Origin of the sequence: Dyadobacter jiangsuensis, assembly GCF_003014695.1 — a bacterium.
GTDB lineage: Bacteria > Bacteroidota > Bacteroidia > Cytophagales > Spirosomataceae > Dyadobacter > Dyadobacter jiangsuensis.
On record NZ_PYAS01000014.1, the window covers coordinates 165,512 to 188,328 of the forward strand.

Genomic DNA, 22,817 nt, shown 5'->3' on the forward strand with positions numbered 1-22,817 from the left:
GCTAGTTAAAACTGAGCGTATAGATTTTCACTGAACCCTTTTCGGGTGTGACACTGAAAAGCTCCAAAGCGTTGAGTCCTGAATGCAGTGGCATGCGAATCATGAGGGAGCCCTCGCCAGCCCGTACTTCTTCTCGCCGCATATGGCCGGACGGATCGCTCACTTCGACCGCCCGATAAAGCGGATGCTCGAACACCATTTCCTGCTCCACTGCGCTGGTAGAGTACCTCGGAATAGCCTTGATTTGAACTGGAAAATGAACGGGGTATGCAAGATTTTTCATACGCCCGTTAGCCACGCTCGCGCTCGACAGCTCCACACGCTCATTGCCTCCGGGCTTGCCGGTAATGCGAAAAGTCAGAAACAAAAGATGGTCAGGCGACCGGGTATCGTAGTTGGGTAGTTCACTGACAGTCAACACAGAACGTCCCGACTTGCAACCGAACATCAGCAAGCCGACGAGCGCAATGGCGGCCGTGGGGAATATGCTTAGCATGTGTAATTTGAATAAAGCTGTACGTGAATCAATGTACAGCTTTATTAACGAATTTCACAGTGTCTGCAATACTTCTTCCATTTCACGAATGGCTATCAAAATGTCTTCTTTCCTCGTTCGGTAATTCACAAACGCAGCTCGTATCGCCGATTCGCCCGATAACAAAGTAGGCGTCATGAAAACTTTTTCCCGGCGATTCAATCGGTCCAGAAAAACAGGCATCTTTTCATGGCCTGATTTTAAGCGAAAACAGACGACGTTTAACCTGACAGGCGCCAGCAATTCGAAATGCTCGCTGGATTGAATGTAAGCACCAAACTCCTCCGCACGGGCAATACTGTTCCGCACGATCCACTCGAAACCATTCCGGCCATATGCGGTGAGGCTGAACCACGCAGGCAATGCCCTGAACCTCCGCGAATTTTCGGGAAGGAAGTTGAGATAGGAGAAATTCTCCGAGGGATCGCCCAGGTACGGGGCATTCGAGTTCTGGAAAGTGCTCACCTGCAAGCGACTATGCTCCTTCCTCACCAATGAAACTGCGCTGTCGTAAGGCACATTCATCCATTTATGGCAGTCGATGGTAATGCTGTCGGCCTGCTCCCAACCAGCCAGCAAATGCCGCTGGGACGGCAGGCAGGCGGCAAAGCCTCCGAATGCCGCGTCGATATGCAGCCAGAAAGTGTACTTCTTTTTCAGTGCCACAATAGCCTTGATATCGTCAAAATCGACGGTATTAACAGTTCCTGCGCTGCAATTGACGACAACCGGGCGATGCTGATTATCCATGAGTTTTTGCTCAAAATCAGTCAGATCCATAGCCTCGCGACCTTCCAGCGCCTGAATGCGCACCACATTATTACTGCCGATGCCCAACATACCCAACGATTTGACAACCGATGAATGCGGTGTGGCCGCCATTACCACGAGATCGCCGGATACGCCCTCGCGCGATACATCCCGGCCCGATCGCTCACCCGCCCATTGCCTGGCCACCGCCAGTCCGGTAAAATTGGACATCGTAGCACCCGTTACAAAACCACCATTGAAATCCTCCGGCAAATGCAGCAGCTGGCACAACAGCCCGATCGTCTCCTTTTCGAGTATGGCCGAAACATCACCCGCACCTTGCGTACTTTGCGTATTTTGGTCGTAAACAGCCGTGAGCCAATCACCCGCGATGGCGGCTGGCGTTGCGCCTCCTGTGACGAATCCCCAGTACCGGGGTCCGGGACTGGCTACCATCAGTTTTTCGTAATGCTTTCTAAAAACTTCCAGGCTACCGGAGGCGCCGATGCCCGCATCCGCAAGGTCAGCGACAGGTACCGCCTGATCGGCAATATAGGTAGGTTTTTCAGCGATATTTTCCAGAAAATCCAGACTTGCATTCTTAACCTGCACCAATATCGATTGCAGGTTATTTAATTCATTTTCAAATACTTCAAACATAAACTATCCATTGTAATGTGCCTTTACCAAACTGATTTTACCGGACTCATCGAGTTCCATCATCTCGGCTGCCATCCTATCGCTAACGCTTTTATAATATAGGATCACTGAACCCGCACCGGTAAGCACCTGCCTCAGCTCAAAATGCAGGTCTGTATAAATGCTCAGGGCCTTTCCAAAGTATTTTTCCAGCTCGTCCTTCCTGGTAATTACTCCTTCTTCATTCATTCCCAGCTTGATAATGTACGGCGAGTAGAACCGGATTTCATTGGAATACAACGCCATAATCGCGGTAAGGTCATGGCGATTCCAGGCATCAATCCATTGTTCTGCAAAGGATTGCGCTACTTGTTCTGTCAAATGCATATTGCTTATTGTTGTGCCGCCTGTACTTGCGTTATCCAGCGGCGGTGGTAATTAATGTGTCCCAAATGCCACGAAAGGTGAGCCAATAAATGCGTAAGAACCAATCGCACAGTCTGTTCCGGGAACAGGTTGACTACATCGTGGGGATACTCCTCTTCCATCCTTTGCTCATCCAGCGTAGCCAAGGTGTTCATTACGATTTCATGGAGCTCGTCAAGCTCGGTAAGCATTTGCTTTTGCGTAAATGTCTTTTGATTGAACTCTGCCTCGCGATCGCGCACGTAAGCGTATCCGCCCAGCGTAAGGCCCACGTAGGTACGTAAATTTCCGATCAGGTGCTGACAGAGATTCCCGCCCGGATTGATGGTTCCCGGCAGCTTCACCCACAATGCGGTTTCCGAATGGTACTGCTCAATTTCTTTCCGGAGTTTTTTCAAATCCCGGCTGAACAAGGTGGCGAATATGTCGCTATTCATGACTGTTTATCAAGGTTAATGTGTTTTTTCGCTTTTGAAGCTGGTAACCGCGGTTGACCAGAAAAACCCCACTCAGCGTTACCGTGAATGCCAGCGCTGTGAGCCAGGTAATCTTTTCATCCAATATGAAAAAGCCTAATACCAAAGCTACCAGCGGATTAATGTACGCATAAATCGACACCAATCCTGCGGGCAACCTGGACATGGCAAACAGATACGAAGCATATGCAAGAATGGAACCGAAGAAAATCAGGTACAACAATGCCATGACGGATTGCGGCCGCATATGGGGCAAATTGGTCCAGTCATCGTTGAACGCGCTCAGCGTCAGCAAACCGACCCCGCCGGCTATCATCTGGATGGCTGCGTTGAAAAACGAATCCGTTTTGCCCGGAAAGCTTTTGGTATACAATCCTCCCAGACACCACGACACGCACGACGCCAATGTAACGCATATTCCGAGGAACGAACTCCGGTTGGTGAGGTATTCGAAATTATCCCTGAAAACCAGCATCACGCCCGCCAGACCGAGCATCATACCCGTTGCCACGTGGGCATTAATACGCTCGTCCCTCCTCGCCAGCATATTGATCAATATCGTAAAAATCGGAACCGTCGCATAGAGTAATGCCGCCAAACCGCTGGGAATAAACTGTACACACCAGCCCACCAGACCGGTACCGAAAGTGAGCATGCAAAAACCGGGAACGAGCTGCAAACGGATGTCGGCCCAAGCCCATGGAAACGACCGGTTCCTGAGTACTAAAAATCCCAGCAATATGACACCGGCAGCCAAATTCCGGAAGCCCATGAAGAAAAGAGCCGGAAAGCCCGTCACGCCGATACGGGCAGCGAGGTAGGTGGTACCCCAAAAGAAACACACCAATACTAATGCGAAATATGCCGTCAGATTACTTTTCATAGCCGTTTTACATTGAACGCCACAAAATTCCCGCTCCAAAGTTTAATAAAACAGATTCACTTTTGTTATTTTGAAGCATAACAGATCAAAATGGCACGAAACATGGTGGATGAACCTGTACGGGAAGATTTTCTCTACTCACAAATAGCCGACCGACTCGCGGCGCAGATCGAAAAAGGCATTCTGAAAGCCGGCGACAAGCTGATTTCATTGCGGGCTTTGAGCAAGGAACAGGGCATCAGCCTCAGTACGGCGTTCAAGGCTTATGTAGAACTGGAAAACAAGGGCATCATCGAAGCACGGCCGAAATCCGGCTATTTTGTGCGTTTTTCGACACTCAATAGCCCTGAAAGACTTCACAATACCCCTCCCAGACCCCTTATCGAAAAGGCGAACGTCGATGAGATGATCCGGACTGTTTACAAGACCATGACCTACGAGCGGGTCGTCCGCCTGTCGGTAGCCGCGCCTGCCGCCGAATTGATTCCGGAAGCGAAGTTGAACAAGGCGATGGTTGAAGCGCTTAGAAAGAGTCCGAACAGCTGCACGCAATACGATGACGTACAGGGAAACCCCGCATTGCGTAAACAGATTGCCAAATACGCATTCAACTGGAAGGGAAATGTAAGCGAGGACGAGGTGGTTACGACCCAGGGTTGCATGGAAGCGCTGATTTTTTGCCTGAAAGCAGTCACCGAGCCCGGCGATACCGTCGCGATAGAAAACCCGATCTACTTTGGTATATTCAATATAATGAAGAGTCTGGGCCTTAAAATCCTTGAAATCCCCTGTCATCCTGACGAGGGCGCAGACTTGGAATACCTGGAAAAGGCATTGGAAAGCACTACGATCAAGGCGGTACTTTTCGTCCCCAATTTCTCCAATCCCACCGGCGCGCTGATGCCCGATCATAGAAAGAAAAAATTGGTCGAAATGCTGGCGGTGAGACAGATCCCGCTGATCGAGGACGATATTTATGGCGAAATGTATTTTGGCAAAACCAGACCAGGCACCTGCAAAAGCTACGATAAAAATGGGCTGGTCATGCTCTGCGGATCGGTTTCCAAGACGCTGGCACCGGGTTACCGGGTTGGCTGGTGCCTTCCGGGAAAATTCAAGGACAAGGTATTGAGCAGCAAAATCACACATACCGTTTCGTCCGCTGCACCGACGCAGGCAGCAGTGGCCAATTTCTTCGAAACAGGCCGTTATGATTTACACATGAGGCATTTACGCAAAGCACTTCACACGCAATGCCTGCGCTACGTGCAAGCGATCAGCGAATACTTCCCTCCCGACACCCGGCTCGTCCGACCGCAGGGCGGCTACGTTTTGTGGATCGAACTCAACAAGCGGGTCAATGCATTTGAGCTCTTTGAAAGCGCCATTCAGGAAAGCATCAGTATCGCGCCTGGTCAGATTTTCAGCACCGACGCCCGATTCTGCAACTACATTCGCATCAGCTTCGGCGCACCTTTCAGCGCAGCCATAGATGCCAGCTTAAAGAAATTGGGAGATTTGATCTGGGCACAAACTGTTTGAAAATCTTACCAGGCAAACATTTTTCTCAGTAAACTTAAAACTTGCTGCGACGTAGCCGGATTCAGTTGCCCGATTTTCTTTGTTAGTCTTGCTTTATCAATAGCTCTCATCTGGTCCAGCGCAATTTGTCCATCTCTTCCATCGACATGGCAATCAACGCGCGTCGGATACTTGCGAATAGTAGAAGTCAATGGAGCGATGATGACCGTGTTGAGATGGTCGTTCATTTCGTCAGGGGAAACAACAAGACAAGGCCTGGTTTTCTTGATTTCGCTGCCCAGCGTGGGATCCAGCGACGCGAAATAGATCTCGAATCTCTGGATTACCATGTCCATTCGGCATCGTCAAATGCGTTTGAAACATCATCCATCAGATTTTCGTCGTCGTTCGCCGCAACGTCCTCACTGGCAAGTCGGAACTCTTCTGCCCATCCGTCACGCGGATTCGTAGTAGCAGGAAAAATCATAATGGCGTTTCCTTTGACTTCCACATTGACATACTCTTCAATGTCCACTTGATCCAGCATGGTTTTGGAAAGCAAAATCCCCTGGGAATTTCCGATCCGTCTAATTTTGGTCAGCATAATACAAAGTTATAATTTGTTATAACAATTCAAAATCCTGGCCCGTTCCAATGTGCAAGTGGCTGATCGATAGTTTAAAAACAATCGCAACAATATTGCAATTACTTGATTTTCAGCACCTGTAACCCTGTTGCACGGGTTTGCAACCTACCTTTGTAATGATCCTGCGGCGGGTTGCCCGCACAAGACAGGTCTTTGTATTTGAATGATCGCATTATGAAACTCGACGAAAATACCTCCGCCCATACGCATGACGATTGCTGCTCGACGAAAACGGACAAGCACAGCAAACATAATGGACACAACCACGCGCACGGTGATAGTCATGACCATGATCACGACCACGACCACGGTGACCACAGCCACGGGGCGGATGGCGACGCCGGCATTCTCAAAAGTCGGTGGATGCTGTGGCTTAGCCTGACGATACTGGCCGTGTTTCTCATTTTGACATACATTGCCAAAATTGAACTCCCGCGGACAATCGAAATCGCGATGATGCTGGTTGCCTATGTGCTGGCCGGCAACAAGACGGTGGCGATGGCATTCCGCAAGGCAAGCCGCGGCGATTTTTTCAATGAATTCACGCTGATGACTATCGCGACCTTCGGTGCCTTTTACATCGGGGAGTTTAGCGAAGGAGTAGCGGTGATGATCTTTTATGAAATCGGTGAACTTTTCCAGGATATTGCCGTCAGCCGGTCCAAGCGCTCCATTAAGGCCTTGCTGGACATCCGGCCCGACACGGTAACCGTGTTGCGCGGCGACAAACCAATGCAAGTCACACCGGACGGGGTTCAAATTGGCGAAAAAATACTGGTAAAAGCTGGTGAAAAAGTGGCGCTGGATGGTGAAATGCTCTCCGAATCGGGCATATTCAATACCGCAGCCCTCACCGGCGAACCGAAGCCGCAAATCATCGAAAAAGGTCAGAAAGCACTTGCCGGTATGATTGCGATCGAAAAATCGGTCGAAGTAGAGGTAAAAGCGCTTTTCAAGGATTCCAAACTTTCCCGCATACTGGAAATGGTGCAGGAGGCAAGCGCCCGCAAAGCCCCCACCCAACTGCTGATCAGTCGCCTCGCACGCAGTTATACGCCTACTGTCTTTTTGCTTGCATTGCTCATCGTGGCGGTTCCGGCACTTTTTGTAACCGATTACAACTTTGACCAATGGCTCTACCGCGGCATGGTCTTCCTGGTGATCGCCTGCCCGTGCGCATTGACGATTTCCATTCCATTAGGCTATTTCGGAGGCATCGGGCTGGCGTCCCGCAATGGTATTTTGGTCAAAGGCGCTAATTTTCTGGATGTTATCACCAAAATCGATACGGTTGTTTCGGACAAAACGGGAACACTCACCAAAGGTGTTTTTAAAGTCCAAAAAGTGGAAACAAGCATTGATAAGGGCGATTTCATACGGATCGCGGCGTCCTTGGAAAGTTACTCCACACACCCAGTTGCCAAAGCAGTGGTGGCCGCTGCGGACGCAGCCGTGTTGACTAAGCCGCTCAATGTCGAAGAAATCGCCGGGCACGGCCTTAAAGGTACGGTTGATGGCAGGACTGTCCTCGCCGGAAACACCAAACTCCTGGACAGGCATTCAATCAAATATCCCTCCGAACTTGCATCGCTGGTAGAAACGCTCGTAATCGTTGCGATTGACCGCAGCTATGCGGGTTATTTCCTCATTGCCGATGAAATCAAAGAAGACGCCGCCGCAGCCGTTGCAGAGCTGAAAAGCCTCGGTATATCGACCATTATGTTGTCGGGCGATAAAGAAGCCGTCGTTGGCAAGGTCGCAGGAGAACTGGGAATAACCCAAAGTTACGGTGGGTTGCTGCCGGAAGACAAAGTGAGAATCGTGCAAGAGCTTAAAGATCAAGGCAAACGCATTGCATTCGCAGGCGATGGCGTAAACGACGCGCCGGTGATCGCGCTCGCGGACGCGGGCATAGCCATGGGCGCGCTTGGCTCCGATGCGACCATCGAAACGGCCGATATCGTGATCCAGAACGACCAGCCATCGCGCATAGCCGCGGCGGTGAAGATTGGTAAAATCACAAAATCCGTTGTTTACCAGAACATTTCACTCGCGATGGGGGTTAAAATTGCAGTGATGGTGCTCGGTGCGGGTGGCGTTGCCACGCTCTGGGAAGCTGTTTTCGCAGACGTCGGCGTAGCGCTGCTGGCCATTTTGAACGCCTACCGCATTCAAGGGAAGAAAATATAGTTAGCCTGCATTATTCAAAATCATGGGAAAGCAACTGGACCGGATCACTCCGGAATTGGAGTCGTTTATCAACAAGCAGAAGATCTATTTTGTTGCCACCGCGGCAGAGACGGGTACGGTCAACCTCTCCCCCAAGGGAATGGACTCCTTCCGAATCCTGGGTCCTAACCGGGTTATGTGGCTGAACGTTACCGGTAGCGGGAATGAAACGGCAGCGCATTTGCTGCTGAATGACCGTATTACCATCATGTTTTGCGCATTCGAGGGCAAGCCTCTTATTCTGCGACTTTACGGGCATGGCAAGGCTTACCATCCCGCCGACGCAGAGTGGCACGAATACTACCAACTTTTTCCTTCGATCGAAGGCGCGCGGCAGTTGATAGACATACAAGTAGACCTCGTCCAGACCTCCTGCGGCATGGCTGTGCCGTTCATGGACTATAACCGTGAACGGGAGGAGCTAAACGCGTGGGCCAGGAAACAAGGACCGGACGGCATTCATGATTATTGGGCAAGAAAAAACATGGCCAGTATCGATGGTTTCGACACGGGTATCTTTGCCTCCACCCCATCGGATGCGGGCAAATAAACACACAGCAGGTACAACAGTACTGAACCTGCTGTGTGTTTCAACACAGGTTTCCTTGCGCAAACGAGTCATCGAATGCGAAATACCAATCCGGCTTTTCCGATAGTACACGACTTCAACGGTGACTTAAAGCCTCCGATAAATCATTGAAACCTACCGAAAAATAATTCTTCAAACGACTGGAACGGGAGTAATGCCTGCCACCTTTTCAAGGGCGATGGTGACCCTTTCGATACGGTCGACGTTGCCGCGACTACTATCCGAAACTGCCTGTGCCACTGAGGTTAAGTAATCTCCCCCCAGTTTGGTGTTGAAGAAAGGGTCCGCTTCCGCGAGCACTCCCCGCCAGCTTTTGCCGACAATGTTTCTGGACTTAATGAACCTGACTAGCAGGCGCTCCTTAATGGATAAACCACCATACTCGGAGACTCGGGCTTGAAGCTCTGCCATGAGATTATGATAGGGTGTGTAGAAAAATTGTAATTTGCGCTTTACACATGCTGTAAAGCATACCTAATTCAAAAGTACAGAATTATTATACAAACGTCAAGTAATTTTATATTAAACTTATAACTAATGTCAATTGTTGGCGAAAGAATAAGAAAATGCCGCGAATTGGCGGGTTGGAACCAGCACAAGCTGGCCAAGGCTTTGAAAAAATCAGGCAAGGCTGTTATATCAAACTGGGAAAATGGAAGGAATGATCCTTCGCTGGCCGAGCTTCGGATGATAGCCGAACTGTTCGATACCACGGTGGCCCAGCTGGTTGGCGAAGTACCGATGTTCGAAGAGCCCCGCGAACAGTATATCATGATCAAGAAGGACGACCTGATCGACCTTCAACGGAAGGCCCTCGAACTCGAAGCCGACCGGATCAATACCCTGAAAGAACAATTGGAACAAGCGCAGAAAGGCGAAGAACCCGGCGAGGAACCTGTATCATAGTGCCAGGTTGCGCTGAAACAACGACCGGAAACCCAATGCACAGGTACAGCTGGTGACGATCAGTAAGATCCACAGAGCGCTATACCCCCAATGCCCGGCCACATAGGCTCCAATAACCGGGCCGATGATCTGTGCAACAGCCTGAGACACTGAATAGGCGGCCGAATATTTGCCCCTGTTCAGATCACTGGCGCGGTTCATCACGAAAGTGCTCAGGTACGGGAATGCCAGCATTTCGCCCGTTGTAAACAACACGACCGTCGCCACAGCCAGGATTACCGGTAAAACATGCGGCACAATCAGTGCCAGGAATGCCATTGCACTGAAAATCGGGCCCGAAACCATGTAAAAGTAATCGGGTTTCCGATTGGCCAGATTCTGTACCAGCACCATTTCGAACAGAGCGATGATCAGCCCGTTCATACCCAGCATAATCCCGATGGTGGATTCTCCAATACCCATTTCTTCCTTCCAGTACACCGGCACCAGCCTGAACAGCACGACAAAGCACAGCATATAAAGGGTAACCATCACGAGGAACCGTACAAAAAACGCATCCTTCCAGGGAGAAGCCGTACTTACATCGGCCTCGGCGGGAAGGTCGTTTTTCGTAACGTGCTTTCTTTTAGGCAGGAGCATCACAATCAGCAAGCCGGCCAGCACATATACTACACCGTCAACCCAGAACAACAGGTGATAATTAATGGCTGCCAGCAGCCCTCCCACTCCCGTACCGAACCCGAAACCGATATTGGTGGCGAGGCGGTTGAGGGCATAGGATCGAATCAGGTTTTCCGGTGTAGAATAAGCGGCAATGGCTGTTTGGTTGGCCGGTTTAAATGCTTCCACAAAAAAGCTGAGGACAACTATCAGAACGCAAAGCAATCCGAAATCGGTGACGAAGCTGAAAAGTGTAAAAAACACACCGCTCAATATCAGACTACCGATCTGCACGGGCTGAAAGCCCAGCTTGTCCGTCAGGTACCCGCCGGCCATCGCGCCCAGGACCGAACCGACGCCAAACAGGGTAATGATAAGCCCGGCGTCTTCGATACTCCGGTGCAGGCTTTGGGTAATATACATACTCATAAAAGGCACAGCCATATACCCGCAGCGATTCACCAAAATAACCAGGCTCAGCAACCAGGTTTCCCTGCTTAGCCCAATGAACGATACTCTGTAAGCATCAATAACTTTCCTGATCATAGCAAATTCTTCATAATCTTTACGCTTTCTTCCAGTTCTCCCGGATCAGAAGAAGCGAATCCGAGGCGTATATAGTTCCTGAATTGTGCAGGATATCCAGCAACTTTTCCATTGGCAAAATACAAATCCCTCTGTGCAGCTCTTTCCGCGAGCCTGGCAATGTCGATATCCGGATCAAAACGCGCCCACACGGCCATGCCGCCGTCGGGGATTTCGAAGCTGATGTGGTCGGGTAGCTCATGCTTCAAAAGTTCGCAAAACAAGTCGCGGCGCTGCTTGTACACCCGCACCGATTTCCGCAAATGCCGCTGAATAACGCCGGTTTGAAGGAGTTCGGCAATCGCATTTTCGAGCATGGTATCCCCCTGCCGGTCGATAATGCGCCGCAGTGAGGACAGGTGCGCGATTACATCTTCCGGGCCAACGAGATAACCGATGCGGAATGCCGGGGAAATGGTTTTGGTGAATGACCCGCAGTAAAGCACCATCCCGGCCTGATCAGCCCCGAAAAGCGGCAAGAGCGGCTTGCTCAAATAATGGAAATCGTAGTCGTAATCATCTTCAAAAATGACAAAACCAAACTTTTCAGCAAGTTTAAGGAGCTTGATCCGGCGATCGGGCCGTAATGCGACGGTAGTAGGATACTGATGGTGGGAAGTAACGTACACCATTCTCACGGGCTGTTTCAAACAGATGTCTTCCAGGGCATCGATATCCATTCCATGCTCATCCACAGGCACATGACAAATATTAGCGCCTGCCTGAACAAAGTTCATCGACGCGCCGAACCACCCGGGCGAATCCGTGACGACACAATCTCCGGGCTTCACCAGGCTTGTAACAGCGAGATACATGCCCATGATCATTCCCCTCACAATCAATATATTAGCCGGCGAAGTTTTCAGCCCGCGCGTCTCGTTCAAATGGGCCGATAACTCCTGCCTCAGCCAGGTTGTCCCTCCGGTTTCACCATAACCGAGTCGCGCATAGGGGTTTCCGTGCAGCAGCTGGCTTCGGTAAGCCCGCGACAAGTCTTCCAGCGGCGCAAGCCTCGGATCCGGAAACCCGTCGTCGAGGTGGAGCCGTGAGCCCGCTTTCAACACGGCGCGATCGAGGTGAGGGGGTTTTTGGAACTGAAAACCCGCTTTTTTGAGAGGGTCTCTATCTGTCGCTGTTTCCACCAGCAATGGAAGCGGCCGCAAATCGGGTAGGTTTCGGGCTACAAATGTACCATTGCCGGTCTGGCTTTCCAGCCAGCCCTGCGCCAGCAGTTCGTCATATGCCTGCACAACTGTCCTTCGATGAACCTTCAAAATAGAAGCCAGCTGCCTCGTACTCAGCAGCCGATAGCCGGACTGCAAAGTGCCGTTCTTGATGAGCGCCATCAGTTGATTAGCAATTTGAAGATAAACCGGCTGCTTACCTCCTTTTTCAGGGGTGATCAGCGTGGACAGCACATTCATCATAATTGGACTACTACTATTTAAAATATTGGATGATAGCAATAGGCCAATTAAGCCATAATTTTGAAGAAAAACAACGCCAATGAGCACACCACCACCCTATCTTGTACCCAGCCGGGCTGCCAAACGCACACATTACGAGCACGAAACGATCTGCGCTATCCTCGACGAGGCACTGTTTTGCACTATTAGCTATGCTGTGGACAACAAGCCGTTCTCCATTCCGACGGCTTTTGTTCGCTACGAAGACAAAATTTACATTCATGGCTCCGTCGGCAGCCATTTCATCAGAACGATCGAAACGGGCATACCGGTTTGCATTTCAATCATGCTGACAGACTCACTTGTTGTCGCGAAATCCGCATTCAGCCATTCGGTCAACTACCGGTCGGTGATTATTTTTTCCAAAGCGGAAAAGATTGAAGATATCGAAACAAAGCGGGCTGCATTTGAATGGCTTACCAACAAAATAGTCCCCGACAGCTGGGATTACCTCCGTGCGATGACCGACAGCGAGGTGAGAAAAACGACAGCACTGGCATTCTCTTTCGACGAAGCCTCCGCCAAAATGCGTGACGGCATGCCGAAAGACGAGCCGGAAGATCAGGAACTGCCGATTTGGTCCGGACTCATTCCCCTGCAAACTTTACGGGGCAAGCCGGTCGCCGATGAATCCAGCCAAAATATTCCACTTCCTCAACATTTAAGTTAACCGCATGCAACTTTGATACCGGTTTGAGCATCTTTCGGGCAAATTCACCTGCAATATCACACCCAAATGTTGCACTTCATGTCAGGAAAGGAAATATTCGACCGGTATCAACTGGCGGCATTAAAGAACGGACTGGGTTCTCACGAATTCAATTACGGGAACATTTTGTACCAGGCCTTACGCATCGAGGGGGAAGAGAAGGTTTTCAAATTGCTTGAACTAGCTGAAAATACGGGCAAACGCATCGCGCTTACGTATTGTGCGCTGCACACCGAAAGCGGCGGAGAGCCTAACATGGTAATCCTCGTCTGAAAGCGGGCCATTCACAAAAATTCCCACTTCAAAACATCTGATTCCTTTTGATTTGCGGACTTCCGTGCCGAATTTTGGCGTTTATGAATGCCTGATTGAATTTGCAGATTATATGGAATTTCTCGTCGTTATCGCCTTTTTCGGCTATATCTACTACCTGCGCAACTACGCCGACCTCCGCACACCCAGTGAAAAAGAAGCTGCCGCACTCTCCGAAGGCATAAAGTTGTATGAGAACGCGCAAACCATTGAGGCCTTTGCGTATTTCGATTCGAAGATCAGACAAAAACCCAAGTCTTGCATTGCCTACCTCTACCGGGGGCTCTGTCAGAAAAAGCTTCAAAAGCTTGACGCGGCGGTCGCCGATATGCAGGCGGGCCTGAGCTACGATGACCAGGTTTTCCTGCTCCACCTCGAACTAGGAAAGCTATATCTTGATCAAAACCGGCCTGACGAGTCACTTGCCGCGCTAAACAGGGCCGTCGCGTTATCCGAAGAAACCAGTACCGATGCTTATCATTGGCGGTCAAAGACATTGATGCAGCTAGGCCGCGAAACGGAAGCGATGCAAGATGCGACGCATGAAATCGAATTGAAAAAGAAGTTGTTGTCAAGCCCCAAGGCATCCGCCGCCCCCCGAACCCCCTTCTTCGACAAAAGACTGGCGGCTAACATGCTGATGATCGTTATGACGAGTGCATTGCTTGTATATGTCATCAAAAATGCGGAAAGCATTCATCTGCCGTACCTGGTCGCCGTTTTTGCTGCGATCTCCATCGGCTTTGTCGAACCTTACAAAGGCTGGCTGCTGGCTATCATGCAATGCATTCTCCTGGCCGCCGGCTATTTTCTTTTTACCTCCCGCCCCGACGACCAGGCCCGGCAGGAGCTGGAAAATTTCAGCCTCTACGGCTCGATGATCCTTACTTTCGCCGCGAGTTTCCTGGGAGGCTTTTTGAAGAGAGCATTGAATATGAAGTAGCTAGAACGGACATACGGGCCATCACCCAGCATTATTTGCGAATGGAAATTCTCTTTGAAATCATGGATCCATCCCAGCAGGTGATGACTAGGGAATAAAGTCCGCGCTTTAAATGCGACACGTCGACCGTGCCATTCTGCTTTTCCTTCAATGAGATCGCCTGTCCGGAGCGCGTCCAGGCGACGATCGTTGCAACCTCCATCCTCGACATTCCGGAGATCCGAACTTCGTCCCTGGCCGGGTTGGGTGAAATAGTGACCTCTCGCTTCAAATCGTCTGTTCTTTTCATGTTCGGGATGCAAGTGGGTGTCGGGCACATTTGACGCTGTGCTGATGAATAATCTCCTGCAATTTGAAAATACCACCCGCCCGTGTCAAATACGTTGTTCAAACGGCAAGCAGGCAATGACCAAACGGAAGCATAAAAAAGCGCAGCCCAAACAATCGGGCCGCGCACGCGTAAAAGTCAGATGTGTAGTTCCTTATTTGGCCAAAACGAGCAGTGAAAAACCGCCGACCGCTTTTACCGCCAACTCCGGATTGACCGTGTACAATACCTTTCTAAAAGAGTTGACCACTTTTCCGTTGAAATTGTGCTTGCCGTAATTCAATTCAAGCTCCGAAAGGGTGTAAAACCAGTCGACAACTTCCAAGCCGCAGTCTTTCAACGTATTGATGGCCATTTCGCGGGTAAAATGGTGAATATGACCCACGGAATGCCTCAATTTCATCAAATGTCCCGTAAATGCGGCCAGGGCTGAAAAGTCAAGCGGGATGTGGAAAATCTTGTATTCCGCATGCCGTGCGCTTTTCCGGATGAAATCGAAATAGTTTTCGACATGTTCGAAAACATCAATCATCAGCAAGAGATCGAATTTTTCGTTGGTCTGCAACAAATCGTCGTTGAAGAACTTCAAACGATCTTTTTCCCGCGGCTTGCAAAACTCGTACGCATCCGGAGAGATGTCATAACCGTAAAGTTTCACAGTCTTATCCTCCCACCGGTCATGGATTTGATTGAGAATTTCCCCTGCTCCACATCCGATCTCCACAATGAATTTGGGGTGCAGGTTATTCTTTTTTAGCATTTTGATGATCTGAGTGGCCTTCCACGGCGAGTCTTCGATATGCCAGCTGGGATTGGCGCTCAGGTAATCAGATGAAGCATTTACATAATCCATAGTTCTGTGTGAGTTGTTGAGTGATAAATACCAAGTTCGTACCAAAGACCAGCAAAGTAATGCACGGATCAAAAATACCCCCTATTAAATGAGTAAAATGCCTGGCCCAGTTATTGTTAGGTAAATTTAAAAACAATAATGGCGATGATTACATACGAAAGACAACAGCTCGAAGATAAAATCCTGGCCAAACGACAACAGATAGACTTTGAGCGAACCAACCTGGAAGAAACCATTGCTTTCTCGGCTGAAAACCGCGAAAATCCGGAAGTGATGGAAGAAACAAAGAATTTTGACGACCCGGCACAAAATGTAGCCGATAGCGCGGAAATGCGGTCGTTGTAGGCTGCTGAAAGGGAGTTGGAAGAACTATTACGTCAACTCGAAGCATTAAAGGGTAATTAAGCGCTCATTCAAGCGAAAGGACCGGAACAGTTACTTCCACGACCGTAGAGTCCGACTCTTTACCGCTCACTTTCCCGATTCCGAAATCACCGCGGTTGACTTTAAATCTTCCAAAAAACAGGTGGCGATCCCCGGTACTCGTAAAAGCAAACGGAATTGCTATTTCCTTTTTGATACCCTTCAATTCGAGTTCTCCGCGGACGACGAAACCGGTATCCGCCCGACTTACGGATTTTGATACAAAATGAATGCGCGGGTATTTCTCGGCGTCGAACCACTTATCGCTTTTCGCGTGCTTGTTTTTCAGCTCGATTCCCGTTTCAATGGATGCAACATCCACAGACACTTCGAAGCGGGAATCGTCGGGATTCAAAGGATCGAAGCGGATATCCCCCTCCATTTTCCCGAAAGAACCATGCGCATATTTGCCATCGAACCTGATCTGATAGCCCTCGGCAATGCGCCAACCCGCAACCATAGCGAATGCATATCCACTCATTATCAATAAACTGATCACTGTTAAATGTTTTCTCATTGTGAATTCAAGCCTATCAAGCCAGCACGCGTTTGTTTTTGATCATGGAGGGATTCACTCCGCGGTATTTTTTAAATGCAATTGAAAAATGATGTGCGTGCTCATATCCCAGCAGATCCGAGACTTCCTCCACAGACCGTGAGGCATCGAGCAGCAACCGCTCAGCATAGTCCATTCGCAGGTTACGCAGGTAACCAAAAACGGTGGTACCGAACAGTTCTTTGAAACCCTTTTTTACTTTAAACTCGTTCAACAGGCAGATCCTCGACAACTCCGCAAGTGAAAATTCTTCCAGAAAATGCGTATCCAGGAAACATTTCAGTTGAAACAGCTTGTCTTTGTCGACCGCTGAAATCCCTTCCGCGTACTGTGGCCCGCGGAACTGCTCGATCTGCAGTGCCAGTAATTCCAGCGCTTTCGATTGGATCATCAGATTGCGCATGGCCCCGGTCTGCTTGCATTGCTTCACTTCGCGGATAATACTTTGCATAAGCGGAGTAGTGTCTGCTGTGCCGGCAATGCCCGAAAACGGCTGGTTATAAAGCAAGTTCTTCTGAACACGCTCACTCCAATGGTCGTCGCACCCGATAATATCCGCGAAGAATGTCTTGTCGAGACTGAGATGAAACATTTCCAGGGAATCGTTCGCCGAGACCCGGTTGGTATCGCCACCCTCTGGTGAAAACACCAGGTTATGCTTACCCGGCCTCATATTCAGATCCCGCGAAAGCCCTTCGAAAGTGGTATCGAGCTTACCCGCCATGTGGAAATTGATATTGATCGTATCGACCGGCGTGCTATCATAGAGAATCACGTCCTCTTGTGAAGTCCAATGCAGGTTCATCACATGCATATGCGGGAACAGCAGGCTCCTGAACTTCATCTCACCCACCTTCGGATGATAGCGGGTAAATACCTCCCCCGGATTTTCCACGCGCGCTCCCGGAACGACCGATTGCGGATTAGGTACCGGATTAAAATCAAGGATGTCGGCGGAATGAATGAGTGTAGCCATAGGATGGAACGGTTTGAACACAACACGAAAATACACCCGCCGCTGCCTCTTGTCTCGCTCTTACTGAGTGAACGGCCCAATTAATAGACGAAATCCGTTTGTCGTAGATTTTAATCCGTTTTGCGTAGGCCCATACGGCATTACCCTCCTCATTTTTGCCAAAAACTTCAACGCCATGATCAGAAAAATTTTAAAATGGACAGGTATTCTCCTGGCCGGACTCGTACTCGCAGCAATTTCAACTTACACCTACATGTCGGTTTCCATGAAAAGCCGCATGAACAAGGCCTACGCATTTGAAAAAGAAATTATTGAAATCCCGACCGACAGTGCTGCCGTCGCCCGGGGAAAGCATTTAGTCGCGATTAAAGGTTGCCAGGATTGCCATGGAAACAAGCTGGAAGGCAAGGTCATGAACGACGACGGTGCCATCGGCCGACTTGTTGCCGGCAATCTCACGAAAGGCAAGGGAGGTTTGCCCGGCAACTACGACGTTTCCGACTGGCTTAACGCGCTGCGCCACGGCGTTCACCAGGATGGCAAACCGCTTCTTTTCATGCCTTCACATGAAACGACATTGCTCTCCCGCCAGGACATGTCGGCACTCATCGCCTATTGCAGCCAGATACCCAAAGTAGATAATACCCTACCTGCGAACGACCTCGGCCCGGTAGCCGTTGTCATGAGTTATCTCGGAAAAATGCCGCTCCTATCCGTAGAAAAAATTGACCACAACAAACCGATGGTCGCCCGGGCGGATTCCGCAGAAGGAGCAGCGCAAGGGAAATACCTGGCCGTATCGTGTTCAGGTTGCCACCGCGAGAATTTCAAGGGAGGTGAACCCCTCGCGCCCGGATTCCCGCCAGTACCCGACATTACCCGGGCAGGCCACGTAGGCAAATGGACCAAAGCCCAGTTTATCGCAACGCTCACCTCCGGAAAGACACCCGAAGGCCATGTGCTCAAAAATGAAGATATGCCGTGGAAAATGACTGCGCAGTACACCCGTGGCGAACTTTCCTCACTCTACGATTTCCTGCATTCTATCCAATAAACGACCGGGCCGGACTTTTCGAAGTCCGGCCCGGTGCTGATATCATTCTTCCCCTGTTGCGATGGGTCTGTCCGTCCGTGACCATTCGCTCCACGAACCTACATACAGGCTCGCCCCGTGCAAGCCCGCCTCCGCGAGCGCCAGCAGCGTGTGGCACGCGGTTACGCCCGACCCGCAATGCACAATCACCTTGCGTGGATCCTTGTCCGCAAATGCTTCCTTGTATTTTGCGGCGAGGTCCGCAGGCGACATGAAATCGCCCTTTCCATCGAGATTGGAAGTATAAGGTATATTAACAGCTCCCGGAATGTGCCCAGCCACGAGATCGATCGGTTCGCTTTCGCCCAGGTAGCGGTAATGCTCACGCACGTCAATCACCATTGATTCGGGATCGGCGGCTGCAAGCGCCACGTCGTCGGCATCCACCAGTGGCATCTGCCATCCTTTGATGGGATATTCTTCCAAAGCGTGCAGTGAGGCTGTTTTTTGGGTCAGATCAATACCCGCCTCTACGATAGCGTCCAGCCCGCCGCTTACCACAAACACCTTCTCATGACCGGCCGCTTTGAGCATCCACCAGAAACGCGCCGCCGCATTGGCGCCCTTTTTATCGTCATATACAACTACCGTTGAAGAAGGGTTAATGCCGAGAATCCCCAAAAACCGCCCGAAATCGTCCGGCTCGGGCAGCGGGTGGCGGCCTCCGTTCGACGGGTCTCCGGTTTTTTCCGACAAATCGGTTTCGAGGTCTACAAACTGCGCATTTTCGAGATGCGCCTGATTGTACCGTTCCAGAGCATCGGTCCCTCCCCGCGCGTCGATCACAATGGGGTCTTCATTTTCCAGAATGGTTTTAAGCTGGTCTGTTGTAATGATATTCATGTCCGGGTCTTTTGAAAAAACTTTGGTAAATAACGTTACTTTTCTCGAAAAGCAGCGTCTAAATAGTCAAGTTGAACTGTTTCGCACGCTATTATCATGAGTAAATTACCCAATTGTTCGGAGGCAGTTATATCAAGAAGCAAAATTGAACACTATCTGCTGAACCCCGCACATTGTGAAGGCAAATCAAAAGCGATGTTTTTTAGTAAATTTGGTTATTCACTCGCGAACAGCAGCGACTTCCATGAATCGCTTCGAGCCCTTGCCTGTGAGAGTTTAATCATCCATATTGAAGAACGACCTCCATTTGGAACCAGAATAACAACGGAAGGCACATTGCACACACCTGATTTGAGGAACCCGCGGGTGCGCATAGGTTGGTTCTTTGATAGAGATGACCCCAAAAATATTCCGAGATTAATCACTGTAATTCCCGTAAGATCAAAATGAAAGAACTCGATATTATCGTTCTAACCCAAGATTTGCCCGAACTGGAATTGCAAGAGGGCGATATCGGCACTATCGTAATGACGCACGGGGAAAATGCGGCCTTCGAAGTCGAGTTCTGCACGCTCGATGGCGAAACTGTCGCTATTGAGACGCTCCTCCCCTCTCAGATTCGTGCGATCACACGTGGCGAGATTGCACATGTTCGCCAGCTACCTGTTATAGTAGATCCGCACTGATCCATAAAAAAATCTTGACGAGCGTAAGTTTTTCCCAATTCCAGCAACCTATTGGGAAAGATTTGATTTTTTATGGAGAAAATTTTTCTAGAAACGATCGGGGCGCACCAGCGGATCATTTTTAAGGTGAGCAGGATGTACCGCAATACGCCGGAGGATCAGCAGGACCTTTTTCAGGAAATTGTGTACCAGCTGTGGCGTGCTTTCCCGGGATTCCGGAACGAGTCCAAGATTACCACCTGGATTTACCGGATCGCGCTGAATACCGCCATGGCGTCCTACCGAAAGCAGCGCCCGTCCATTTCCCTCTCCGAACATCCTCCCGACCTCGCCGATACAACCGACACGATTTCCGAGCGGGAAGAATGGCTCTTCCGCGCATTTCGGACGTTGAGCGAATCGGAACGAGCACTGATTTCCCTCTACCTCGAAGATTACTCTTACACCGAAATCGCCTCTGTGACAGGCATTTCCGAAAACTATGTGGGCATAAAGCTCCATCGCATCAAAGAAAAACTCAAAGCACTCTCAATTTCAAAAAATCCATGAATATCGATGAACTGAAATCAGACTGGCAAAGCGCCGGCCGGGAACCGCTTTCCGAAAAGGAACTTGCGATGATGACGCGCGTCCGCAACCACCCTTCCCTGCGCAAATTGCGGATCAAGTTGATGACGGAAATAGCAGGCCTTACCGCTCTCCTATTTCTGTTTTATGACGCCTTCGATGGTGCTCAAAAGCCGTTGACAGTTAACATACTACTGATTATCAGCATTGTTCTCTATATAGTGAACAATGCGTTAGGTTATCTTCAAATCCAGAATCCCCTGGTCAGCGGAAACATCCGGGAGGCGCTGGCAAAGCAAACGCTTTCATTGAAAAGGCTGGCGGTACTTTCGCTGGCATCATCGGTAGTGTATGCCACCGCGCTCCTGTTCTTCCTGACTTATCAAACGGCTTTCACCCAGCGCAAATACATCATTTTGAGTGCATTAATGATCACATTCGCTCTGTTATTCTACTATTCCTGGATCAGTTGGCAAAGAAAAATTACGCATTTCAGGCAGTTAGAAGCAGATTTTTGACATTTTAGCGGGACTAACGATCCACGCCATGATTTGCCAGGAATTTACAGAAGACGACATTGCTTTCCTCCCCGCCCTCGAACCTGAGGGCTGGGGCGATATCCGCCCCCGGTTCCAGTTCTTTTTAAAATCGGATTGCTGCAAGCCGATCAAGATCGTCGAAGACGGCAGGCCCGTTGCGGTGGGTACCTCTATTTTTCACGGCGATACGGTCTGGTTGGCGTGTATCATCACGCACGGTGAATACCGCAACAGAGGCCTCGGAAGCGCCATTACCCGACATCTGATCGGAAGTGCCGACCGGAATCGCTACCCTACGATTTACCTCGATGCCACCGAGTTTGGGTATCCGGTGTATTTGAAACAAGGATTTGAAGTTGAATGCCAGTATGCGCATTTGCGTCGTGAAGACAATGCGTCGGAATTAAAAGCTTCTCCGCATATCCGCCCGTTTACGGAAGATTTTCGTGAAGCAGCTTATGCGATCGACCGCATGGTGTCCGGTGAAGACAGGCGCGGCGTTATGGCCGGGTTTCTGGCCGACGCCTTTGTATATGTAGATTCCAATGAGGTACTGCAAGGCGTCTATCTCCCGTCTTGGAGCGACGGGCCGATCGTGGCAAAGAACGATACCGCCGGTTTTGCACTGATGCAATTGCGGGCTGCGTCCACGCCGTTTGCGATCCTGCCGATGGGCAATACAGCCGGGTTGAAATTCCTGCAAGAGCATGACTTCCACTTGCGTAAGACCTCCCGCAGGATGATTCTCGGACCAAAGAGAGTCTGGCATCCCGAGCATCTTTACAACCGCATCAGCGGCGCGCTGGGCTGATCAGCGCAAGACTAGCTCGCTGATTTTCGAGAATTCGGTGTGCGGTGCCATCGCCCTCACAATCCCTTTGCGATCAACCAATATGAAATAGGGCGTTTCGCTGATCTTATAGCGGTGATTAAAACCATACGATTCCGGAACGGGAATGAAACCACAGTTCCGTTTCGGAATCGCTTCCAGGCATTCCTCCTCCGTATTAAGCGTCGTGCCAAGCGATACTATCTCAATTCCTTTCCTTTTATTCTCATCCACAAAATTGGAAATCACCTTCGTGCTAGCGAGCGTGTAGAGCGGTTTTTCGTAGCGGACCCAGAAGCCAAGCAGAATGTACTTACCCCGCAGTTTTTCGGAATCATATTCCCGCCCATCCAGCCCTCGCATCACGAAGGGGGCAATCGGCTCGCCCACTTCCGGCATGAGGTCGGGATTGTTCATCACCGAGCCGTCCTGCTGCACGTACAACTGGCTCTTCTTAATGATTTCAAAGGATGAAGCCTTCCCGTATTTGTCGAATATCGGCTGCGTTTTGTATTGTCCCGGACTCCGTCTGAGCATATTATCGTAGGTCTCGTAGCTGATCCGCTTGCCGGTCGCATGATCGACAATGGGAGAATCGCGGTTCATGACAAACTGCTGACTGACCTTGCCGTTGTAGCGGGTTACCTTAGGCTCCCCGGATTGGCAAAATGCTGAAAATCTGACAGATCCGATTACCGCCAGCAAACAAATGGTAAATTTAGGTAAACGGCTCACAAACATTCCCCCACAAAAGATTGCATTAGTATCATATTATTGATATTTTCATGCACAAATATTCATCAGGCATGACCTCGTAATAACTGGTAATCGCCCTTAGATATTTTAGGC

Annotated in this window: 30 protein-coding genes; 14 read left to right on the plus strand and 16 right to left on the minus strand. The window is 50.0% G+C overall.

Going from position 1 to position 22,817, the window contains the following annotated elements; translation table 11 throughout:
- Position 1 precedes the first annotated feature (1 nt).
- From CLV60_RS25845 to CLV60_RS25865, 5 genes are read right to left on the minus strand one after another with little or no spacing between them, the layout of a single operon-like run.
- Positions 2–496: a hypothetical protein gene (locus CLV60_RS25845; RefSeq protein ID WP_106598289.1), complete on the minus strand. Its 495-nt coding sequence runs from the start codon at positions 494–496 to the stop codon at positions 2–4.
- Positions 497–550: 54 nt separating this feature from the next.
- On the minus strand, positions 551–1,945 hold the full coding sequence (locus CLV60_RS25850) for a pyridoxal phosphate-dependent decarboxylase family protein (protein WP_106598290.1): 1,395 nt from the start codon (positions 1,943–1,945) through the stop codon (positions 551–553).
- Between the two features lie 3 nt (positions 1,946–1,948).
- On the minus strand, positions 1,949–2,311 hold the full coding sequence (locus CLV60_RS25855; protein WP_106598291.1) for a nuclear transport factor 2 family protein: 363 nt from the start codon (positions 2,309–2,311) through the stop codon (positions 1,949–1,951).
- A 5-nt stretch (positions 2,312–2,316) separates the two neighbouring features.
- Positions 2,317–2,787 carry a DUF1572 family protein gene (locus CLV60_RS25860; protein ID WP_106598292.1) on the minus strand — a complete coding sequence of 157 codons (471 nt, stop codon included), beginning with the start codon at positions 2,785–2,787 and terminating at the stop codon, positions 2,317–2,319.
- Positions 2,780–3,709 carry a DMT family transporter gene (locus CLV60_RS25865; RefSeq protein WP_106598293.1) on the minus strand — a complete coding sequence of 310 codons (930 nt, stop codon included), beginning with the start codon at positions 3,707–3,709 and terminating at the stop codon, positions 2,780–2,782. The genes CLV60_RS25860 and CLV60_RS25865 overlap by 8 nt, the downstream gene beginning before the upstream one ends.
- 90 nt (positions 3,710–3,799) lie before the next feature.
- Between CLV60_RS25865 and CLV60_RS25870 the strand changes: the two genes are divergently transcribed.
- On the plus strand, positions 3,800–5,251 hold the full coding sequence (locus tag CLV60_RS25870) for an aminotransferase-like domain-containing protein (RefSeq protein ID WP_229211134.1): 1,452 nt from the start codon (positions 3,800–3,802) through the stop codon (positions 5,249–5,251).
- Positions 5,252–5,256: 5 nt separating this feature from the next.
- Here the strand turns inward: CLV60_RS25870 and CLV60_RS25875 are convergent, their stop codons facing one another.
- Entirely contained in the window at positions 5,257–5,586 is a 330-nt protein-coding gene (locus tag CLV60_RS25875) for a type II toxin-antitoxin system PemK/MazF family toxin (RefSeq protein WP_106598295.1), read from the minus strand.
- Positions 5,574–5,834 (minus strand): AbrB/MazE/SpoVT family DNA-binding domain-containing protein, encoded by a 261-nt coding sequence (locus tag CLV60_RS25880; protein WP_106598296.1) that lies wholly within the window; start codon positions 5,832–5,834, stop codon positions 5,574–5,576. The genes CLV60_RS25875 and CLV60_RS25880 overlap by 13 nt, the downstream gene beginning before the upstream one ends.
- Positions 5,835–6,050: 216 nt before the next feature.
- Between CLV60_RS25880 and CLV60_RS25885 the strand changes: the two genes are divergently transcribed.
- Both CLV60_RS25885 and CLV60_RS25890 read left to right on the plus strand, forming a co-directional pair.
- Positions 6,051–8,066, plus strand: coding sequence for a heavy metal translocating P-type ATPase (locus CLV60_RS25885; protein WP_106598297.1), 2,016 nt, complete (start codon positions 6,051–6,053; stop codon positions 8,064–8,066).
- Positions 8,067–8,088: 22 nt separating this feature from the next.
- Entirely contained in the window at positions 8,089–8,655 is a 567-nt protein-coding gene (locus CLV60_RS25890) for a pyridoxamine 5'-phosphate oxidase family protein (protein WP_106598298.1), read from the plus strand.
- A 171-nt stretch (positions 8,656–8,826) separates the two neighbouring features.
- On the opposite strand, the gene CLV60_RS25895 is transcribed toward CLV60_RS25890, so the two are convergent.
- Positions 8,827–9,105 carry a hypothetical protein gene (locus CLV60_RS25895; RefSeq protein WP_106598299.1) on the minus strand — a complete coding sequence of 93 codons (279 nt, stop codon included), beginning with the start codon at positions 9,103–9,105 and terminating at the stop codon, positions 8,827–8,829.
- A 126-nt stretch (positions 9,106–9,231) separates the two neighbouring features.
- On the opposite strand from CLV60_RS25895, the gene CLV60_RS25900 reads away from it, so the two are divergent.
- A complete protein-coding gene (locus tag CLV60_RS25900; protein WP_106598300.1) occupies positions 9,232–9,600 on the plus strand; it encodes a helix-turn-helix domain-containing protein in 369 nt (122 codons plus the stop codon).
- Here CLV60_RS25900 and CLV60_RS25905 read toward each other — a convergent pair.
- Together CLV60_RS25905 and pdxR are read right to left on the minus strand one after the other, a co-directional pair.
- On the minus strand, positions 9,595–10,806 hold the full coding sequence (locus CLV60_RS25905) for an MFS transporter (RefSeq protein WP_106598301.1): 1,212 nt from the start codon (positions 10,804–10,806) through the stop codon (positions 9,595–9,597). The genes CLV60_RS25900 and CLV60_RS25905 overlap by 6 nt on opposite strands.
- On the minus strand, positions 10,803–12,272 hold the full coding sequence (gene pdxR / locus CLV60_RS25910; protein ID WP_106598302.1) for a MocR-like pyridoxine biosynthesis transcription factor PdxR: 1,470 nt from the start codon (positions 12,270–12,272) through the stop codon (positions 10,803–10,805). Before pdxR ends, CLV60_RS25905 begins: the two co-directional genes overlap by 4 nt.
- Before the next feature lie 79 nt (positions 12,273–12,351).
- Between pdxR and CLV60_RS25915 the strand changes: the two genes are divergently transcribed.
- From CLV60_RS25915 to CLV60_RS34775, 3 genes are all read left to right on the plus strand, one after another.
- The gene (locus CLV60_RS25915) at positions 12,352–12,981 is read left to right on the plus strand and encodes a pyridoxamine 5'-phosphate oxidase family protein (protein ID WP_106598303.1); all 630 of its coding nucleotides are present in this window, start codon (positions 12,352–12,354) and stop codon (positions 12,979–12,981) included.
- Positions 12,982–13,059: 78 nt separating this feature from the next.
- Positions 13,060–13,293, plus strand: coding sequence for a hypothetical protein (locus CLV60_RS25920; RefSeq protein WP_229211135.1), 234 nt, complete (start codon positions 13,060–13,062; stop codon positions 13,291–13,293).
- A gap of 112 nt (positions 13,294–13,405) precedes the next feature.
- A complete protein-coding gene (locus CLV60_RS34775; RefSeq protein ID WP_146151591.1) occupies positions 13,406–14,275 on the plus strand; it encodes a tetratricopeptide repeat protein in 870 nt (289 codons plus the stop codon).
- A gap of 31 nt (positions 14,276–14,306) precedes the next feature.
- Here CLV60_RS34775 and CLV60_RS25930 read toward each other — a convergent pair whose 3' ends face one another.
- Together CLV60_RS25930 and CLV60_RS25935 are read right to left on the minus strand one after the other, a co-directional pair.
- Positions 14,307–14,564, minus strand: a complete 258-nt coding sequence (locus tag CLV60_RS25930) for a T9SS type A sorting domain-containing protein (RefSeq protein WP_146151592.1) — start codon at positions 14,562–14,564, stop codon at positions 14,307–14,309.
- A 193-nt stretch (positions 14,565–14,757) separates the two neighbouring features.
- Complete coding sequence (locus CLV60_RS25935; protein WP_106598307.1) at positions 14,758–15,456, minus strand: class I SAM-dependent methyltransferase; 699 nt, start codon at positions 15,454–15,456, stop codon at positions 14,758–14,760.
- 144 nt (positions 15,457–15,600) lie between these two features.
- On the opposite strand from CLV60_RS25935, the gene CLV60_RS25940 reads away from it, so the two are divergent.
- Entirely contained in the window at positions 15,601–15,801 is a 201-nt protein-coding gene (locus CLV60_RS25940; RefSeq protein ID WP_106598375.1) for a hypothetical protein, read from the plus strand.
- Between the two features lie 64 nt (positions 15,802–15,865).
- Here the strand turns inward: CLV60_RS25940 and CLV60_RS25945 are convergent, their stop codons facing one another.
- Positions 15,866–16,396 carry a YceI family protein gene (locus CLV60_RS25945; RefSeq protein ID WP_229211136.1) on the minus strand — a complete coding sequence of 177 codons (531 nt, stop codon included), beginning with the start codon at positions 16,394–16,396 and terminating at the stop codon, positions 15,866–15,868.
- A gap of 16 nt (positions 16,397–16,412) precedes the next feature.
- Complete coding sequence (locus tag CLV60_RS25950) at positions 16,413–17,411, minus strand: helix-turn-helix transcriptional regulator (RefSeq protein WP_106598309.1); 999 nt, start codon at positions 17,409–17,411, stop codon at positions 16,413–16,415.
- A 175-nt stretch (positions 17,412–17,586) separates the two neighbouring features.
- Between CLV60_RS25950 and CLV60_RS25955 the strand changes: the two genes are divergently transcribed.
- Positions 17,587–18,465: a c-type cytochrome gene (locus CLV60_RS25955; protein WP_106598310.1), complete on the plus strand. Its 879-nt coding sequence runs from the start codon at positions 17,587–17,589 to the stop codon at positions 18,463–18,465.
- A 42-nt stretch (positions 18,466–18,507) separates the two neighbouring features.
- Here the strand turns inward: CLV60_RS25955 and CLV60_RS25960 are convergent, their stop codons facing one another.
- Entirely contained in the window at positions 18,508–19,347 is an 840-nt protein-coding gene (locus tag CLV60_RS25960) for a sulfurtransferase (RefSeq protein ID WP_106598311.1), read from the minus strand.
- Positions 19,348–19,443: 96 nt separating this feature from the next.
- On the opposite strand from CLV60_RS25960, the gene CLV60_RS35045 reads away from it, so the two are divergent.
- The 5 genes from CLV60_RS35045 to CLV60_RS25980 all read left to right on the plus strand — a co-directional run bounded on the left by CLV60_RS35045 (position 19,444) and on the right by CLV60_RS25980 (position 21,950).
- Positions 19,444–19,797, plus strand: a complete 354-nt coding sequence (locus tag CLV60_RS35045) for a DUF6883 domain-containing protein (protein WP_374755656.1) — start codon at positions 19,444–19,446, stop codon at positions 19,795–19,797.
- Positions 19,794–20,033 carry a DUF4926 domain-containing protein gene (locus CLV60_RS25965; protein ID WP_106598312.1) on the plus strand — a complete coding sequence of 80 codons (240 nt, stop codon included), beginning with the start codon at positions 19,794–19,796 and terminating at the stop codon, positions 20,031–20,033. Before CLV60_RS35045 ends, CLV60_RS25965 begins: the two co-directional genes overlap by 4 nt.
- A gap of 72 nt (positions 20,034–20,105) precedes the next feature.
- The gene (locus CLV60_RS25970; RefSeq protein WP_106598313.1) at positions 20,106–20,582 is read left to right on the plus strand and encodes an RNA polymerase sigma factor; all 477 of its coding nucleotides are present in this window, start codon (positions 20,106–20,108) and stop codon (positions 20,580–20,582) included.
- Positions 20,579–21,118 (plus strand): hypothetical protein, encoded by a 540-nt coding sequence (locus CLV60_RS25975; protein ID WP_106598314.1) that lies wholly within the window; start codon positions 20,579–20,581, stop codon positions 21,116–21,118. The genes CLV60_RS25970 and CLV60_RS25975 overlap by 4 nt, the downstream gene beginning before the upstream one ends.
- A 28-nt stretch (positions 21,119–21,146) precedes the next feature.
- Complete coding sequence (locus tag CLV60_RS25980; protein ID WP_106598315.1) at positions 21,147–21,950, plus strand: GNAT family N-acetyltransferase; 804 nt, start codon at positions 21,147–21,149, stop codon at positions 21,948–21,950.
- On the opposite strand, the gene CLV60_RS25985 is transcribed toward CLV60_RS25980, so the two are convergent.
- A complete protein-coding gene (locus tag CLV60_RS25985; RefSeq protein WP_106598316.1) occupies positions 21,951–22,709 on the minus strand; it encodes a thioredoxin family protein in 759 nt (252 codons plus the stop codon).
- Positions 22,710–22,817 lie beyond the last annotated feature (108 nt).

Excerpts from the sequence above, each read along its gene's own strand:
- CLV60_RS25890 (WP_106598298.1), top strand. The coding sequence starts at position 8,089 with ATGGGAAAGCAACTGGACCGGATCACTCCGGAATTGGAGTCGTTTATC.
- CLV60_RS25860 (WP_106598292.1), bottom strand. The coding sequence starts at position 2,787 with ATGAATAGCGACATATTCGCCACCTTGTTCAGCCGGGATTTGAAAAAA.
- CLV60_RS25900 (WP_106598300.1), top strand. The coding sequence starts at position 9,232 with ATGTCAATTGTTGGCGAAAGAATAAGAAAATGCCGCGAATTGGCGGGT.
- CLV60_RS25920 (WP_229211135.1), top strand. The coding sequence starts at position 13,060 with ATGTCAGGAAAGGAAATATTCGACCGGTATCAACTGGCGGCATTAAAG.
- CLV60_RS25905 (WP_106598301.1), bottom strand. The coding sequence starts at position 10,806 with ATGATCAGGAAAGTTATTGATGCTTACAGAGTATCGTTCATTGGGCTA.
- CLV60_RS25955 (WP_106598310.1), top strand. The coding sequence starts at position 17,587 with ATGATCAGAAAAATTTTAAAATGGACAGGTATTCTCCTGGCCGGACTC.
- CLV60_RS25885 (WP_106598297.1), top strand. The coding sequence starts at position 6,051 with ATGAAACTCGACGAAAATACCTCCGCCCATACGCATGACGATTGCTGC.
- CLV60_RS25850 (WP_106598290.1), bottom strand. The coding sequence starts at position 1,945 with ATGTTTGAAGTATTTGAAAATGAATTAAATAACCTGCAATCGATATTG.
- CLV60_RS25960 (WP_106598311.1), bottom strand. The coding sequence starts at position 19,347 with ATGAATATCATTACAACAGACCAGCTTAAAACCATTCTGGAAAATGAA.
- CLV60_RS25880 (WP_106598296.1), bottom strand. The coding sequence starts at position 5,834 with ATGCTGACCAAAATTAGACGGATCGGAAATTCCCAGGGGATTTTGCTT.
- CLV60_RS25915 (WP_106598303.1), top strand. The coding sequence starts at position 12,352 with ATGAGCACACCACCACCCTATCTTGTACCCAGCCGGGCTGCCAAACGC.
- CLV60_RS25875 (WP_106598295.1), bottom strand. The coding sequence starts at position 5,586 with ATGGACATGGTAATCCAGAGATTCGAGATCTATTTCGCGTCGCTGGAT.
- CLV60_RS25985 (WP_106598316.1), bottom strand. The coding sequence starts at position 22,709 with ATGTTTGTGAGCCGTTTACCTAAATTTACCATTTGTTTGCTGGCGGTA.
- CLV60_RS25980 (WP_106598315.1), top strand. The coding sequence starts at position 21,147 with ATGATTTGCCAGGAATTTACAGAAGACGACATTGCTTTCCTCCCCGCC.
- CLV60_RS25965 (WP_106598312.1), top strand. The coding sequence starts at position 19,794 with ATGAAAGAACTCGATATTATCGTTCTAACCCAAGATTTGCCCGAACTG.
- CLV60_RS35045 (WP_374755656.1), top strand. The coding sequence starts at position 19,444 with ATGAGTAAATTACCCAATTGTTCGGAGGCAGTTATATCAAGAAGCAAA.
- CLV60_RS25950 (WP_106598309.1), bottom strand. The coding sequence starts at position 17,411 with ATGGCTACACTCATTCATTCCGCCGACATCCTTGATTTTAATCCGGTA.
- CLV60_RS25855 (WP_106598291.1), bottom strand. The coding sequence starts at position 2,311 with ATGCATTTGACAGAACAAGTAGCGCAATCCTTTGCAGAACAATGGATT.
- CLV60_RS25930 (WP_146151592.1), bottom strand. The coding sequence starts at position 14,564 with ATGAAAAGAACAGACGATTTGAAGCGAGAGGTCACTATTTCACCCAAC.
- CLV60_RS25845 (WP_106598289.1), bottom strand. The coding sequence starts at position 496 with ATGCTAAGCATATTCCCCACGGCCGCCATTGCGCTCGTCGGCTTGCTG.
- CLV60_RS34775 (WP_146151591.1), top strand. The coding sequence starts at position 13,406 with ATGGAATTTCTCGTCGTTATCGCCTTTTTCGGCTATATCTACTACCTG.
- CLV60_RS25940 (WP_106598375.1), top strand. The coding sequence starts at position 15,601 with ATGATTACATACGAAAGACAACAGCTCGAAGATAAAATCCTGGCCAAA.
- pdxR (WP_106598302.1), bottom strand. The coding sequence starts at position 12,272 with ATGATGAATGTGCTGTCCACGCTGATCACCCCTGAAAAAGGAGGTAAG.
- CLV60_RS25895 (WP_106598299.1), bottom strand. The coding sequence starts at position 9,105 with ATGGCAGAGCTTCAAGCCCGAGTCTCCGAGTATGGTGGTTTATCCATT.
- CLV60_RS25970 (WP_106598313.1), top strand. The coding sequence starts at position 20,106 with ATGGAGAAAATTTTTCTAGAAACGATCGGGGCGCACCAGCGGATCATT.
- CLV60_RS25945 (WP_229211136.1), bottom strand. The coding sequence starts at position 16,396 with ATGAGAAAACATTTAACAGTGATCAGTTTATTGATAATGAGTGGATAT.
- CLV60_RS25870 (WP_229211134.1), top strand. The coding sequence starts at position 3,800 with ATGGCACGAAACATGGTGGATGAACCTGTACGGGAAGATTTTCTCTAC.
- CLV60_RS25975 (WP_106598314.1), top strand. The coding sequence starts at position 20,579 with ATGAATATCGATGAACTGAAATCAGACTGGCAAAGCGCCGGCCGGGAA.
- CLV60_RS25865 (WP_106598293.1), bottom strand. The coding sequence starts at position 3,709 with ATGAAAAGTAATCTGACGGCATATTTCGCATTAGTATTGGTGTGTTTC.
- CLV60_RS25935 (WP_106598307.1), bottom strand. The coding sequence starts at position 15,456 with ATGGATTATGTAAATGCTTCATCTGATTACCTGAGCGCCAATCCCAGC.